At 66.6% G+C, this 14,616-nt stretch carries 11 protein-coding genes and 1 pseudogene; 3 read left to right on the top strand and 9 right to left on the bottom strand.

The window, feature by feature from the left end:
* Nucleotides 1-43: 43 nt before the first annotated feature.
* Nucleotides 44-1,732: a glutamine--tRNA ligase/YqeY domain fusion protein gene (locus BGI51_RS21770; protein WP_187979712.1), complete on the top strand. Its 1,689-nt coding sequence runs from the start codon at nucleotides 44-46 to the stop codon at nucleotides 1,730-1,732.
* Nucleotides 1,732-3,117 (top strand): cysteine--tRNA ligase, encoded by a 1,386-nt coding sequence (gene cysS / locus BGI51_RS21765; protein WP_187979711.1) that lies wholly within the window; start codon nucleotides 1,732-1,734, stop codon nucleotides 3,115-3,117. The genes BGI51_RS21770 and cysS overlap by 1 nt, the downstream gene beginning before the upstream one ends.
* Before the next feature lie 150 nt (nucleotides 3,118-3,267).
* Here the strand turns inward: cysS and BGI51_RS21760 are convergent, their stop codons facing one another.
* A complete protein-coding gene (locus BGI51_RS21760) occupies nucleotides 3,268-4,584 on the bottom strand; it encodes a DEAD/DEAH box helicase (protein WP_187979710.1) in 1,317 nt (438 codons plus the stop codon).
* Nucleotides 4,585-4,722: 138 nt separating this feature from the next.
* On the opposite strand from BGI51_RS21760, the gene BGI51_RS21755 reads away from it, so the two are divergent.
* The gene (locus BGI51_RS21755; protein ID WP_187979709.1) at nucleotides 4,723-6,615 is read left to right on the top strand and encodes an alkaline phosphatase family protein; all 1,893 of its coding nucleotides are present in this window, start codon (nucleotides 4,723-4,725) and stop codon (nucleotides 6,613-6,615) included.
* Between the two features lie 18 nt (nucleotides 6,616-6,633).
* On the opposite strand, the gene BGI51_RS21750 is transcribed toward BGI51_RS21755, so the two are convergent.
* The 8 genes and pseudogenes from BGI51_RS21750 to BGI51_RS21720 all read right to left on the bottom strand — a co-directional run bounded on the left by BGI51_RS21750 (nucleotide 6,634) and on the right by BGI51_RS21720 (nucleotide 14,506).
* Nucleotides 6,634-7,749, bottom strand: a complete 1,116-nt coding sequence (locus BGI51_RS21750) for an FUSC family protein (protein WP_252977159.1) — start codon at nucleotides 7,747-7,749, stop codon at nucleotides 6,634-6,636.
* Between the two features lie 108 nt (nucleotides 7,750-7,857).
* Nucleotides 7,858-9,100, bottom strand: a pseudogene (locus tag BGI51_RS21745) (NAD(P)/FAD-dependent oxidoreductase).
* Nucleotides 9,101-9,153: 53 nt separating this feature from the next.
* Nucleotides 9,154-10,395: a zinc-dependent alcohol dehydrogenase gene (locus BGI51_RS21740; protein ID WP_187979708.1), complete on the bottom strand. Its 1,242-nt coding sequence runs from the start codon at nucleotides 10,393-10,395 to the stop codon at nucleotides 9,154-9,156.
* 154 nt (nucleotides 10,396-10,549) lie between these two features.
* Nucleotides 10,550-11,326: an NYN domain-containing protein gene (locus tag BGI51_RS21735; RefSeq protein WP_158891225.1), complete on the bottom strand. Its 777-nt coding sequence runs from the start codon at nucleotides 11,324-11,326 to the stop codon at nucleotides 10,550-10,552.
* Between the two features lie 12 nt (nucleotides 11,327-11,338).
* Nucleotides 11,339-12,265, bottom strand: a complete 927-nt coding sequence (locus BGI51_RS21730; RefSeq protein WP_187979707.1) for a histone deacetylase family protein — start codon at nucleotides 12,263-12,265, stop codon at nucleotides 11,339-11,341.
* Nucleotides 12,262-12,726 carry an exopolysaccharide biosynthesis protein gene (locus tag BGI51_RS21725; RefSeq protein WP_252977158.1) on the bottom strand — a complete coding sequence of 155 codons (465 nt, stop codon included), beginning with the start codon at nucleotides 12,724-12,726 and terminating at the stop codon, nucleotides 12,262-12,264. The genes BGI51_RS21730 and BGI51_RS21725 overlap by 4 nt, the downstream gene beginning before the upstream one ends.
* Nucleotides 12,723-12,893 (bottom strand): hypothetical protein, encoded by a 171-nt coding sequence (locus BGI51_RS23690; RefSeq protein WP_252977157.1) that lies wholly within the window; start codon nucleotides 12,891-12,893, stop codon nucleotides 12,723-12,725. The genes BGI51_RS21725 and BGI51_RS23690 overlap by 4 nt, the downstream gene beginning before the upstream one ends.
* The gene (locus BGI51_RS21720) at nucleotides 12,890-14,506 is read right to left on the bottom strand and encodes a histidine kinase famiy protein (RefSeq protein WP_133861128.1); all 1,617 of its coding nucleotides are present in this window, start codon (nucleotides 14,504-14,506) and stop codon (nucleotides 12,890-12,892) included. Before BGI51_RS21720 ends, BGI51_RS23690 begins: the two co-directional genes overlap by 4 nt.
* Nucleotides 14,507-14,616 lie beyond the last annotated feature (110 nt).

The raw sequence follows: 14,616 nt of genomic DNA, 5'->3' as shown, positions 1-14,616 counted from the left end.
GCCCGGCCTACCCTGGCCGTGCGTCTGCCCAGTTAAGGATCCCATGAGCAAGCCGACTTCCGACTCGTCCACCGCCGCCAAAGCCGCCCCCGCGCATTTCCTGCGGCAGATCGTCCAGGCTGACCTGGACGCCGGCAAGCAGGCCAAGATCGTCACCCGTTTCCCGCCCGAGCCCAATGGCTACCTGCACATCGGTCATGCCAAGTCGATCTGCGTGAACTTCGGCCTGGCCAAGGAATTCGGCGGCGACTGCCATCTGCGCTTCGACGACACCAACCCGGCCAAGGAAGACCAGGAATACATCGACGCCATCAAGAGCGACGTGCACTGGCTGGGCTTCGACTGGGCCGGCGAGGTCCGCTACGCCTCCGCCTACTTCGACCAGCTCTACGCCTGGGCCGTCAACCTGATCGAGCAGGGTCTGGCCTATGTCTGCGACCTCACCCCCGAGCAGGCCCGCGAATACCGTGGCAGCCTCACCGAGCCGGGTCGCAACAGCCCCTTCCGCGACCGTTCGGTGGCCGAGAACCTGGACCTCTTCGCCCGCATGAAGGCCGGCGAATTCAAGGACGGTGAAAAGGTGCTGCGCGCCAAGATCGACATGGCCTCGCCCAACATGAACCTGCGCGATCCCATCCTCTATCGCATCCGCCACGCCCATCACCACCAGACCGGCGATGCCTGGTGCATCTATCCGAGCTATGACTTCACCCATGGCCAGTCCGATGCCCTGGAAGGCGTGACCCACTCCATCTGCACCCTGGAGTTCGAGGACCATCGCCCGCTGTACGAATGGTTCCTGGCCAAGCTGCCGGTGCCGGCCCAGCCACGCCAGTACGAATTCGCCCGCCTCAACCTGAACTACACCGTCACCAGCAAGCGCAAGCTCAAGCAGCTGGTGGACGAAGGCCACGTACACGGCTGGGACGACCCGCGCATGTCGACCCTGTCGGGCTATCGCCGTCGCGGCTACACCCCGGCCGCCATCCGCAACTTCTGCGAGATGATCGGTGTGACCCGCTCCAACGGCGTGGTCGACGTGGCCATGCTGGAATTCGCCATCCGCGAGGACCTGGACCAGAACGCCCCGCGCGCCATGTGCGTGCTCAAGCCGCTCAAGGTGGTGATCACCAACTACCCCGAGGGCCAGGTCGAGAATCTGGAACTGGCGCGCCATCCCAAGCAGGATCTGGGTGTGCGCCAGCTGCCCTTTACCCGCGAGCTGTACATCGACCAGGGTGACTACGAAGAGAATCCGCCCAAGGGCTACAAGCGCCTTGAGCCGGGTGGCGAGGTGCGCCTGCGCGGCAGCTACGTAATCCGCGCCGACGAAGCCATCAAGGACGCCGACGGCACCGTCGTCGAACTGCGCTGCAGCTACGACCCGGACACCCTCGGCAAGAATCCCGAGGGCCGCAAGGTCAAGGGCGTGATCCACTGGGTGCCGGCCGAGGGCAGCGTGGAGTGCGAGGTGCGCCTCTACGATCGTCTGTTCCGTTCGGCGCAGCCGGAGAAGAGCGAAGAGGGCGGCAGCTTCCTCGACAACATCAACCCCGACTCCCTGGTGGTGCTCCAGGGCTGCCGCGCCGAGCCGTCGCTGGCTCAGGCCCGGCCGGAAGACCGCTTCCAGTTCGAGCGCGAGGGCTACTTCTGCGTCGATCCCAGGGATTCGGCGCCCGGCAAGCCGGTGTTCAACCGCACCGTGACCCTGCGCGATTCCTGGGGGCAATGATGGCGCTGCACCTCTACAACACCCTGACCAAGACCAAGGAAGCCTTTACGCCGCTGGTGCCGGGGCAGGTGCGGATGTACGTCTGCGGCATGACCGTCTACGACTATTGCCACCTGGGCCATGGTCGCAGCATGGTGGCCTTCGACGTCATCACCCGCTGGTTGCGTCATAGCGGCTACGACCTGACCTACGTGCGCAACATCACCGACATCGACGACAAGATCATCAATCGCGCCAACGCCAACGGTGAGCCGTTCACCGACCTGGTGGCGCGGATGATCGAGGCGATGCACGAGGACGAGGCGCGGCTGAATATCCGCAAGCCCGATCAGGAGCCGCGCGCCACCGAGCACATCGACGGCATGCACGCCATGATCCAGACCCTGATCGACAAGGGCTACGCCTATGCCGCGGGCAATGGCGACGTCTACTACCGGGTCAATCGCTTCGCCGGCTACGGCAAGCTGTCGCGGCGGCGCATCGAGGACCTGCGCATCGGTGCCCGCATCGAGCCGGGCGAAGCCAAGGAAGATCCGCTGGACTTCGTGCTGTGGAAGGCCGCCAAGCCGGGCGAGCCGAGCTGGCCGTCGCCCTGGGGCGCCGGGCGGCCGGGCTGGCATATCGAGTGCTCGGTGATGTCCACCTGCTGCCTGGGCGAGACCTTCGACATCCACGGCGGCGGCAACGACCTGGAATTCCCGCACCACGAGAACGAGATCGCCCAGAGCGAGGCGGCCACCGGCAAGACCTACGCCAACGCCTGGCTGCATTGCGGGATGATCACCATCAATGGCGAGAAGATGTCCAAGTCCCTGGGCAACTTCTTCACCCTGCGCGAGGTGCTGGAAAAGTACCACCCCGAGGTAGTGCGCTACCTGCTGATCGCCAGTCACTACCGCAGTCCGATCAACTACTCGGAAGACAACCTGCGCGAGGCCAAGGGTGCTCTGGAGCGCTTCTACCACTCGCTCAAGGGCCTGCCCCAGGCGCCGGCGCAGGGCGGCGAAAGCTATGCCGAGCGCTTCGCCCAGTGCATGGACGACGACTTCAACACCGCCGGTGCCTGCGGCGTGCTGTTCGAGCTGGCCCGCGAGATCAACCGCCTGCGCGAGAGCGATCCTGCCGCGGCGGCTGGCCTGGCCGGGCGGCTGCGCGAACTGGGTGATGTACTCGGCGTGCTGCAACTGGAGCCGGAAGCCTTCCTGCGCGCCGACGCGGCGGGGCGGGTGGATGCGGCCGAGGTCGAGGCCCTGATCCAGGCGCGCCTGAGCGCGCGCGCGGAAAAGAACTGGGCGGAATCCGACCGCATCCGCGATCAGCTCACCGCTCTCGGTGTGGTGCTGGAAGACGGCAAGGGCGGCACCACTTGGCGCCTGGCGGAATAGGTCTGCGATCAGCTGGATGACGGTTCTGCGTCTTCCAGCTGATCTGGCTTGGTCCACCGTCCCATCCCCGGAAAACGCTGCGCGGTTTTCCGGACTACGGAGTGCGTCGTAGGATGGACAACGGCGAAGCCTTGTCCATCGCTCCAAACCTCAGGGCTTTTTGCGCGGCTTGCCGAAACCGGGCGACTTGCGTACCGACTTGACCTTCGGCTTGCCGTCTTCCACCCAGCGACCCAGGGGCTTGTCCGACACCGGCGCGCCCACCTTGGGCTTCTTCGGCTTCTTGGGTTTCTTCACGACCAGGCCGTTGGGTCGGGTTTCCGGGACCCGGTGATCGGGGATGAAGTCCGGTTCGTCGCGGCGCTGCAGGACCTGGCCGATCAGCGTCTCGATCGCTGCCAACTGCTCCACTTCATCCGCGCAGACCAGGGACACCGCCTGGCCCTGGTTGCCGGCACGCCCGGTCCGGCCGATGCGGTGGACATAGTCCTCGGCGACGATGGGCAGGTCCAGGTTGACCACCAGCGGCAGGTCCTGGATGTCCAGGCCACGCGCAGCCACATCGGTCGCCACCAGGATGTCGGCCTCGCCGGCCTTGAAACGGGCGAGGGCGCGCAGCCGCGCGGGCTGGGGCTTGTCGCCATGGATGGATTCGGCGGCCAGACCTTCGGCCTGCAGCGCCTCCACCAGTTGCTCCACACCCTTGCGGGTCTTGGCAAACACCAGCACCTGGCCATGGCGACCGCTGCGATGGAGGTGCAGGAAGAGTTCGGTCTTGCGCTTCTTGTCGACCGGCACCACCCACTGCTTGACCGTGACGGCAGCAGTGTTGCGCGGACTCACGTCGATCGTCTGGGGATCGCGCAGCACGGGCGCGGCCAGCTGGCGCACGGCGTCGGAGAAGGTCGCCGAGAACAGCAGGGTCTGGCGCTTGCGCGGCAGCATGACGAACAACTCGCCCAGCTGCCGCGAAAAGCCCAGGTCGAGCATGCGATCGGCTTCGTCCAGCACCAGCAGCTGCACCTGGTCGAAGCGTACGGCGTTCTGGGTGAACAGGTCGAGCAGGCGCCCGGGGGTCGCCACCAGCACGTCCACGCCCTTGCGCAGCTTCATCATCTGCGGATTGATGCTGACGCCGCCATAGGCCACCGCGGTGCGCAGCGGCAGGTGCTGGGCGTAGTCGCGCAGACTGGCATGGACCTGTTCGGCCAGCTCGCGGGTGGGGGTGAGGATCAGCGCACGGATATGGTTAGGCGCCACCGCCGGGCCTTCCTGCACCAGTCGCTGCAGGAGCGGCAGGCCGAAGGCGCCGGTCTTGCCGGTGCCGGTCTGGGCGGCGGCCAGTAGGTCGCGACCGGCCAGCACCGCCGGGATGGCCTGGCGCTGGATCGGGGTAGGGGAGCTGTGCTCCAGGGCGCTGAGCGCCTGCAGCAGCGGATCTATGAGGCCGAGGTCGGCAAAGGTCATGACGGGCCCGCAAGGCGACGAAAAGGGAGCGAATTCTAGGCCGACTGTGACGCGTGCTCAAACTTTGTAGCCAAGCGGCGGCTGCAGGCGGAATCCCGGCACGGCATAGTGGTCAGTTCCGTGGCTACAGGAGACCCCATGAGCGCTACCCCTACCTTGCCCCCGGTCCTGGCCGGCCCGCTGCTGCGGCGCACCGAGGCCTCACGGTTGCTGCTCTGGCTGGTGACCACCACGGCCGAGGCGCCTGTCCCACGGCTATGGCAGGGCGCGGTCGAGCTCGGGGCTCAGGCCGAGGTGCGCTGCCTGCGCCTGGGCGAGCACGCCTATCTGCAACTGATCGACGTCCGGCCCGCCGTCGCGTTGCCGGTCGACGCCTTCATCCAGTACGACGTGCGCCTGGCCGCAGGCGGAATTGGTGATTGGGCGCCGCACCTGCTCTGCACGCAGGGCGAGCTGCCACGCTTCGTGCTGCGCGCGCGTTTCGATCACCTGCTCCATGGCTCCTGCCGCAAGCCTCATCATGCCTCGGCCGATGGCCTGATCGCGGTGGATCGCCTGCTGCAGGCCTGCACGGCCCCCGCGGAGCGGCCCGCGGCCCTGCTGCTCACCGGTGATCAGGTCTATGCCGACGATGTCGCCGGGCCGATGCTGTTGGCGGTGCAGGCACTGATCCGCCGCCTCGGCCTCCATGGCGAGGGTCTCGAAGGCGCGGTGGTGGCGGACAGCGACGCGCTGATGGCCCATCCGGCCAACCTCTATCATCGCGAAGACCTGCTGCCGGCCTTCAAGTCCAACCGGGCGCTGCGCGAGAAATTCTTCGGCGGGGTGGAAAAGCCGATCTTCACCTCCACCAATGCGCACAATCACCTGGTGACGCTGAGCGAGGTGCTGGCGCTCTATCTGCTCTGCTGGTCGCCGACGCCCTGGACCCTGATCGAGGTCATGCCGCCGGCGCTGGACGCCAGGGACCAGGAGCGTTACGCCGCCGAATCGCGCTGCATCGACGGCTTCGTCGCGACCCTGCCCCAGGCGGCACGAGCCCTGGCCTGGGTGCCGACGCTGATGATCTTCGACGACCACGACGTCACCGACGACTGGAATCTGTCCGCCCGCTGGGAGGAGACCGCCTACGGCCACCCCTTTTCCCGGCGCATCCTCGGCAATGCGCTGCTGGCCTATCTGCTCTGCCAGGCCTGGGGCAACGCTCCGGAAGCGGTAGCCGAACCCCTCGCGGTCACCGCCCGCCTGCTGGACACGGCGGGCGACGACGGCATGCTGGATTGCCCGGTGCAGAACAGCTGCATCGACGACCTGCTGCGCTTCCAGGGTTGGCATTATGTGCTCAAGACCGATCCGCCGCTGATCGTGCTGGACACCCGCACCCGCCGCTGGCGCAGCGAAAGACGCCTGGAGCATCCGTCGGGCCTGATGGACTGGGAAGCCCTCTGCGAATTGCAGCAGGATCTGCTGGACCATCCCTCGGCGGTGATCGTCTCGGCCGCGCCCATGTTCGGCGTCAAGCTGATCGAGGCGGTGCAGCGTATCTTCACCTGGTTCGGCCAGCCGCTGATGGTGGATGCCGAGAACTGGATGGCCCATCCCGGTGCGGCCAAGACCATGCTCAACATCTTTCGCCACCGGCGCACCCCGGGCAACTACGTGGTGCTCTCCGGCGACGTGCACTATTCCTTCGTCTACGACATCCGCATCCGTGACCGACGGGGCGAGCCGCGGCTCTGGCAGATCACCAGCAGCGGCATCAAGAACGAATTTCCGCCGCGCCTGCTGGCGACCCTGGACCGGCTCAATCGCTGGCTCTATGCGCCCTGGTCGCCGCTCAACGGCTTCACCAAGCGTCGCCGCTGGGAGCTGCGGCCACGCCTGCCCGATCGCCGCGAGGCCGGCGAGCGGCTGTGGAACGGCGCCGGTATCGGCCAGGTGCTGCTGGACGAGGAAGGGCGGCCGGCGGTGATCCGCCAGCACAATGCCGATGGCTCGCCGGCCACCGAGTTCGTCGAACGCCCGGCCTGAGGTCAGCGCGGCCGCTTGCTAGGTTCTCGAGGGGGACAGGCGCCTGATCAGCCAGGTCGAGATCCAGTACACCGGCTCCAGCACCAGAAAACCCAGCAGGATACCGCCCAGCCGCGCCATGCCTGCCACCGGGTCGATATGGTCATGGTGGTCAGGCACCATCACCACCAGAAACGCCAGCGCGAACTGCATGCCGAGATAGCCGATACCGAGCGGGCCGTTCTCGAGGTGTCTGCCGATCAGCACGCCGAGCGCAACGCCCGCCAGCGTCAGCCAGAGACTTTCCTGGCTGACCAGCAGCAGGATGGCCGCCAGGCCGCCGCCGAGCAGGCAACCGAGCATTCGATGCAGCAGCCTTCTGGAGACTGCCTTGCCGGCGCTGCTCAGGCCGTCGAAGGGAACGACCATGACCGCCAGGATGGTGATGGCGGCCTGGCTGATGTCCACCGCGATCTTCCCCGTCGCGCCCAGCGCCAGCAGGGCCAGGGCCAGACCCCCCTGCAGCGCATGGCGCAATGCCAAGGGTTGCCAGACACCCAGGGTTCGCGGCGCTGAGGCTACCGTGGTCGGTACCCTGGGCCATAGGCGGGCACGGACGCCGTAGGTGGAAAGCGCGCTCACCAGTACGCAGGCCGAGGTGCCGAGCGCCACTTCCAACAGACGGGACAGGGCGTATTGCTCGAGCTGAGCGGGTGCCTGGAGGCTCGCCAGGACCACCATGGCGTAGGTGAGGCCGCCCAGCAACCAGGCGTAGCCATAGCGGCCCACCAGGGTCAGATAGAGGGTGATGCTGCCCACGGTGCCCAGCAGTCCGGCCTGCTCGTAGGGGTTCAGCTGCAGGTGGCGCAGGACGAGCAGGGCACCTGCGGCGCCGATACAGGTACCCAGCACTCGCAGGCAGCCGCGTGCGCAGCTGTCGCGGACATCTGACCTCATCACGATATAGCCGCTGAAAGCCGCCCAGCCGACATGCTGAACCCCGGCCAAATGGCCGAGCAGGATCGCCAGCAAGACCGAGGTCAGGGTTTCCAGTTCGTCGACCAGGCGGCGACGGTCGCGGCCGAACTGGCGGAGATCTCCCGCCAGATCGCGCAACAACTGCCTGAATTCCGACAACGCCTGGAAAGGTGGCATGGATCCATGATGATCGCCGTGGTCGCTGCCTATGCTACCGCGCCCGGTCGCCGTCTGGCATCACGGGGGCCGGCCGCGAGCGGTAGAGCGGCATCGCGCCGGGACTGCTCAGGCCGATCTGCCACCAGCGGCCAGCCAGCGCAGCACGCCCTGGCCCGCCGCCCGGCCGCTGGCAAAGCAGGCCGTGAGCAGATAGCCGCCGGTGGGTGCTTCCCAGTCGAGCATCTCGCCCGCACAGAAGACGCCAGGCAATTGCCGCAGCATCAGGCCCTCGTCCAATGCTTCCAGGGGCACGCCGCCCGCGCTGCTGATGGCTTCCGCCAGGGGGCGCGGTCTGACCACGGTGAGGGGCAGGGCCTTGCAGGCCTGGGCCAGCCGAGCCATGTCCTGGAACGTTTCCGCCGGGGCCAGCTCGCGAAGCAGGGCTGCGCGGGCACCGTCGATCCCGGCGTGACGCCGCAGATGATTGGCGAGGGACTGGCTGCCGCGTGGCTTGGCGAGTGCCCGCTCGAGTTCGGCGAGGTCGCGCTGGGGGCCAGATCCAGGGTCAGGGTTGCCTGGCCGTCGCCTTCGATGGCCGAGCGGATCTCGGCAGACAGCGCATAGACCAGACTGCCTTCGATGCCGGTCTCGGTAAGGACGAATTCGCCCTGGCGCGGCGGTTGGCCTGGGAGGGCCAGGGCGGCGGGCTTGACTGGCGCGCCGGCATGGCGGGTCTTGAGGAAGTCACTCCAGCCGGCCACCTCGAAGCCACAGTTGGCCGGTTCCAGCGGTCGCACTGTGACGCCACGTTCGGCCAGCAGGGCCTGCCAGGCACCGTCCGAGCCCAGGCGCGGCCAACTGCCGCCGCCCAATGCCAGCACACAGGCCTGGGGCTGCAAGAGGCACTCGCCTTCCGGGGTCGCCAGGCGCAGTCGGTCCTCGGCGGCCCAGCCCAGCCAGCGGCTGCGGGTGTGGATGCGTACGCCCTGGTCGCGCAGGCGATGCAGCCAGGCACGCAGCAGGGGCGCGGCCTTCATGTCGGCGGGAAACACCCGCCCCGAGGTGCCGACGAAGGTCTCGATGCCGAGGTCATGGATCCAGGCACGCAGGGCATCACTGTCGAAGCTATCGAGCCAGAGACCGACGCCGCTCTCGCGTTCGCGATAGCGCCGGCGAAAGGCGGCCTGTTCCTCCGCATGGGTGATGTTCATGCCGCCCACGCCGGCCAGCAGGAACTTGCGGCCCACGGAGGGCATGGCGTCGAAGAGGTCCACGGGGATGCCGGCGGCGGCCAAGGTCTCGGCCGCCATCAACCCGGCGGGGCCACCCCGATGACAGCGACGGCAGGGGTGGCGGGGGAGAGAGACATGGCGGCATCCAGGAGCTACGGAAAGCCGCCATTGTACGCGAGGTGCTGGGCTCTTAGACCACGCCAGCCTGACCCAGGGGCGCCGCCAGGGGTTCTTCCAACCGCTCCGGAATCAGGGGCTCCGTGCGTCCCGGCGTCAGGATCACCTTGCGGCAGTCCTCCTGCTTCTTGTCGAAGATCTTGTAGCCCTCGACCGCCTGCTCCAGGGACATCCGGTGGGTTATGATGGCCTCCGGTGCCAGGTCGCCGCGCTCGATGTGTTCCAGCAGTTCCGGCAGATAGCGCTGCACGTGGGTCTGGCCCATCTTGAAGGTGAGACCCTTGTCGAAGGCGTCGCCGAACAGGAAGCCATGGATGAAGCCGGCATAGACGCCCGGGACACTCACGGTGCCGCCACGACGTACCGCGGCGATGCACTGACGCAGGGCCTTGCCGCTGCTGCCTTCCAGTTTGAGGTTGGCGAGGATGGTCTCGGTGGTGCTGCCCTTGGCCTCGAAGCCTACCGCATCGACCACGCCGTCGACGCCGCGCTTGCCGGGCGTCTGCTCGATGATGGTCGCGGCCGGATCGTCGTCTTCGTCGAAGTTGATCGGGATGACCCCATAGGTCTGCTGGGCATAGGCCAGGCGATAGGGGTGGTGATCGACCATGAAGATGCGCTCGGCGCCCAGCATCCGCGCACAGGCGGCGGACAGCAGGCCGACCGGCCCGGCGCCGTAGATGGCGATGCTCGATCCCTGGCCGATGCCGGTGTTGAGCACCGCCTGCCAGGCGGTGGGCAGGATGTCGGAAAGGAACAGTACTTTCTCATCGGCCAGGGTGCCGGGTACCTTGAAGGGACCGGTGTTGGCCTTGGGTACGCGCACGTATTCGGCCTGGCCGCCCGGTACGCCACCATAGAGGTGGCTGAAGCCGAACAGGGCGGCACCCGGCGGAATCTGCTTCTTGTTGAGGATGGCGCCACGACCGGTATTGGTGGTTTCGCAGGCGGCATAGAGATCCTGGTTGCAGAAGAAGCAGCTGCCACAGGCGATGACGAAGGGGATCACCACCCGGTCGCCTTTCTGCACGGCCGTGACAGCTGAGCCGGTTTCCTCGACGACGCCCATGAATTCGTGGCCGAAGATGTCACCGTGCTCCACGGTGGGAATCTTGCCGCGATAGAGGTGCAGGTCCGAGCCGCAGATGGCTGTGGCGGTCACCCGCAGGACGATGTCGTCGGCATCCTGGATGGTCGGATCAGGCACGGTATCGACGCGGACATCGTGGGCACCGTGGTAGGTCAAGGCTCGCATGGCGGTCTCCGTAGGGCGGTAAGCACCTAGGATTGAGGCCACCGCCAGCCGAGCGGTTCCGCGGCCTCGGACCGGTGGTATGGCACCTTGATAGCGACCGATCGCGGCTTTTCGCCGCCAGTGCCCAGGCTAGAGCCGGGCAGGCGCAGCGGCGTCAGCGGTTGCGGATATAGACGGCCTTGCCCGCGCTGCGATCGGCAGGGTCGCGTTCCTGGACCTCGAAACGATCGCCATGGGCCTTGACCAGACCGCTGAACTTGCGATGCCCATAGAGGCGGGCATCGAAATCCGGACGCACCTTGCCCAGGTTGGTGCCGACCAGGCCCAGATTGGCCCAGCCGCCTTCGTCGGAGGCGTCTTCCACCGCCTGTTCAATGAGCTTGAGGATGGTGCTCAGCTTGGGCTTGCCGCGATTGGTGGTGGCCGGCTTGTCGGTGGTACTGCTGGCTTCCCGCGGCTCTTCGCGCGGCTTGGATCTGAGGATCTCGGTGTAGATGAATCTGTCGCAGGCCGAGACGAAGGGGTCCGGGGTCTTTTCTTCGCCGAAGCCATAGACCGTCAGCCCTTCCTCGCGCAGCCGCGCCGCCAGGCGGGTGAAGTCGCTGTCGCTGGAAACCAGACAGAAACCGTCGAAGCGGCGGGTGTAGAGCAGATCCATGGCGTCGATGATCAGGGCGCTGTCGGTGGCGTTCTTGCCCTTCGTATAACCGAATTGCTGCACCGGCTGGATGGAGTGGTCGAGCAGCACCTTTTTCCAGCTGTTGAGTTGCGGCTGGGTCCAGTCGCCATAGATGCGCTTGACGCTGGCCACACCGAAGCGGGCGATCTCGGCCATGAGACCGTCGACGATGGCAGCTGGTGCGTTGTCGGCATCGATCAGTACAGCCAGGCGCGCCTGGCTGGATTCAGAGGTCTTGACTGTCTTGCTCATGAAAACTCCTGTTCAGGTCAGGCCCAGTTCCTGCCAGACCTGGGTCGCGGTGTGATGGAGAATGCCGTGCCGGCGGGCCAGGGCCTGGCGATCGGCGGAATAGCCGCCACCGATGACTCCCACGACCGGTATATCCGCCGCCAGGCAGCGCCGCAAGACGAAACCGTCCCGGGCGGCGAGACCGGCATCGGTGAGATCCAGATAGCCCAGGGCGTCATCGCGGTGGACGTCGACGCCGGCGTCGTAGAGCACCACGTCGGGTTGATGAAGGGGCAGCAGGTAGCCCAGGGCCTCGTCGAGAACCTGAAGATAGCCGGCGTCGTCCAGGCCGCGGGGCAGGGGGATATCCCAGTCGCTTTGCGCCTTGCGCGCCGGATAGTTGGTGGCGCAGTGCAGCGAGACGGTGACGGCGTCCGGCACCTCGGCGAGGATGCGTGCGGTGCCATCGCCCTGGTGGACGTCGCAGTCCAGGATCAGCACCCGCCCGGCGCGCCCACTTTCCAGCAGCGACAGCGCCAGGATCGCCAGGTCGTTGAAGATGCAGAAGCCGGCTGGATAGTCGTGGTGCGCATGATGGGTACCCCCGGCGAGGTGACAGGCCAGGCCATGGCGCAGCGCCAGCTCCAGAGTGAGCAGGGAGCCGCCCACGGCGCGGATGGTGCGGCGCACCAGGGCTTCGCTCCAGGGCAGGCCCAGCTGGCGCTGCAGCGGCGGCGCCAGCTCGCCGGCCTGGAAGGCGCGGATGTAGGCGGGCGCATGGGCCAGCGCCAGCACCTCGTCCGGACAGAGCTCGGGCCGCTGCCAGTTGTCCGTGCCGAGAATGCCGCTGGCGCTCAGGTGCTCGTGCAGCAGGCGGAATTTCTCCATCGGAAAGCGATGGCCCGCGGGGAAGGGCGGACTGTAGTCCTCGTGGTAGACCAGCGGCAGGCGCGTGCTCAAAACACCAGGAGCTCCAGGATGAACCAGAGGATGCCGGTGCAGAAACCCAGTGCCAGAAGGAACAGCAGGCCATCGCGGGCGATCAGCGACAGGGCGAAGGAGGTCAATGCCAGTCCCGCCGTGGTGTTGGCGAAGGGCACCAGATCCAGTACCGGCATGGTCGCGGCGATCAGGATGCAGAGCAGGGCAGTGACGAAGTGCGCCGGGCGCGAGGTGAGCACCCGCAGTCGCGACTTGACCACCTTGTCCACCCAGCGCGCCGGCCGCTGCAGCAGCCGCAGCGACTTGCGCAGCTTGCCGCGCGAAACCGAGCGCTGCAGCACCCAGCGCGGCAGCCAGAAATGATCCCGGCCAAGCAGCAGCTGGCCACTCACCAGCATCACGAAGACGGCAATGGCGGTGGCGATACCGGGAATGCCGGTCAGCGGCGAGATCGCCAGTACCCCCGGCAGGAGAATCATGGGCCGAAGGAGCGGCTGCCAATGGCATCGATCAGGTGCCGCACCGAGACCTGGTTCGGGCTGTTACCCACCCGCTCCAGGCAGGCCAGAAAGCTCTGGAGGTCTACCGGGCCATCCTGCCCGGCATCGCAGCTGGCGGGCTCGTGCTCCAGGGCCTCGTCCTTCATGGCTGGCCGCTGTCCAGCATGCGACGGATCCAGCGGGTCAGGTCCTGGCGGCCATAGGGCTTGTTGAGAATCGGAAAGCGTTCGCCGTTGCCTTCCTCGAGTTCCAGCGCGTTGTTGGCGTAACCCGTGGTCAGCAGGATGCGCAACTCGGGCTGCCGCCGCTGGGCCTCCTTGGCCAGCATCACGCCATTCATGCCGCCCGGCATGATGAGATCGCTGAACAACAGATCGACGGCGGGCTCGCGAGCGAGGATGTCCAGCGCCTGCTGGCCATTGTGGGCGACCAGCACCTGGTAGCCGGTTTCCTCCAGGATGGCCTGGGCCAGCGCCGCCACGTCCGGTCGGTCATCCACCACCAGGATGGTCTCGGAGCCACCGCCGTCTTCGTGCGGGGTCGGCAGGGGTGCCGGATGCTCACGCGCCTCCTCTTCGGAAACCGGGAAGTAGAGACGCACCGAGGTGCCTATGCCGACTTCGGAATAGAGCCTGACCAGGCCGCCCGACTGCTTGAGAAAGCCATAGACCATGGACAGGCCCAGGCCGCTGCCCTGGCCTTCGTCGCGGGTGGTGAAGAAGGGGTCCAGGGCGCGCCCGAGCACGTCGGTGGACATGCCGCTGCCGGTGTCGGTCAGGGCGATGCAGACATAATGCCCCTGGGCCAGACCGCCGTGGGCCAGGTCCTGGCCATTGACCTCGACGTTGAGGGTCTCCAGGGTCAGGGTGCCGGCGCCTCGCTCCTGCATGGCCAGGCGGGCGTTGTCGACGATATTGAGCAGCGCCGTTTCCAGCTGGATCGGATCGAGGCGGCAATTCCACAGCGCCGGTGCTGGTCGGAAGATGAAGCGGAAGGGCTCACCCAGCGCCTGGGTCAGGCGCCCCTGGCGGGCATTGATGAGCTTGTTCAGGTCCACCGCGCGCCCGGTCAGGCGTTGCTTGCGAGCAAAGGCCAGCAGCTGCTGGGTCAGGGTCGCCGCTCGATTCACTGCGTCGCGGGTGTTGTCGACATGGCGCTTGGCCTTGTCCTTGTCCAGTTCCGGACGGTCCAGGTTGATCCTCAGGATATCCAGGTAGCCGACCATCACCTGCAGCAGGTTGTTGAAGTCATGGGCGATGCCACCGGTGAGTTGGCCCAGGGCTTCCATCTTCTGCGCCTGGCGCAGGGCGTCCTCGGCATCGCGCCGACGGGAGACATCCAGCTGCGAGGCGAAGTAGTAGCGCAGGTGCCCCTCGTGATCGAACACCGGCGAAATGAACAGCGCGTTCCAGAAGGTCGAGCCGTCCTTGCGGTAGTTGAGCAGCTCAATGTCGCAATCGCGTTGCTCGCGTACGGCATTGCGGATTTCGGCGATGTGCTCCGGACGGGTGTCAGGCCCTTGCAGGAAGCGGCAATTGCGCCCCATCACCTCGTCCAGGGCATAGCCGGTGGTACGCAGGAAGGACTCGTTGGCGAAGATGATCGGATTATCCGGCTGATGTGGATCCGTCACGATCATCGGCATCCGGGTCTTCTTCACGGCGGCGAAGAAGATGTCGTCGTGTCCGAGGCCCTTGCCCAGCTCCGCGATCTGCGCTGCGGAAGGGTGGGGAGACGAAGCGTTGGCGGTTTCGGTCATGGAAAGGAAGCCTGCGAGCGGACAGCGATACCTTCATTGTGACCGCTTATGCGGCCACAAGCTCCACCAGTTATCGTCATACGATGAGCAATGTGTCTGGAAGCACGGCG

The organism is Pseudomonas oryzihabitans (assembly GCF_014522265.1).
Lineage (GTDB): Bacteria > Pseudomonadota > Gammaproteobacteria > Pseudomonadales > Pseudomonadaceae > Chryseomonas > Chryseomonas aestiva.
This window is presented reverse-complemented; position numbering and strand designations above follow the sequence as displayed.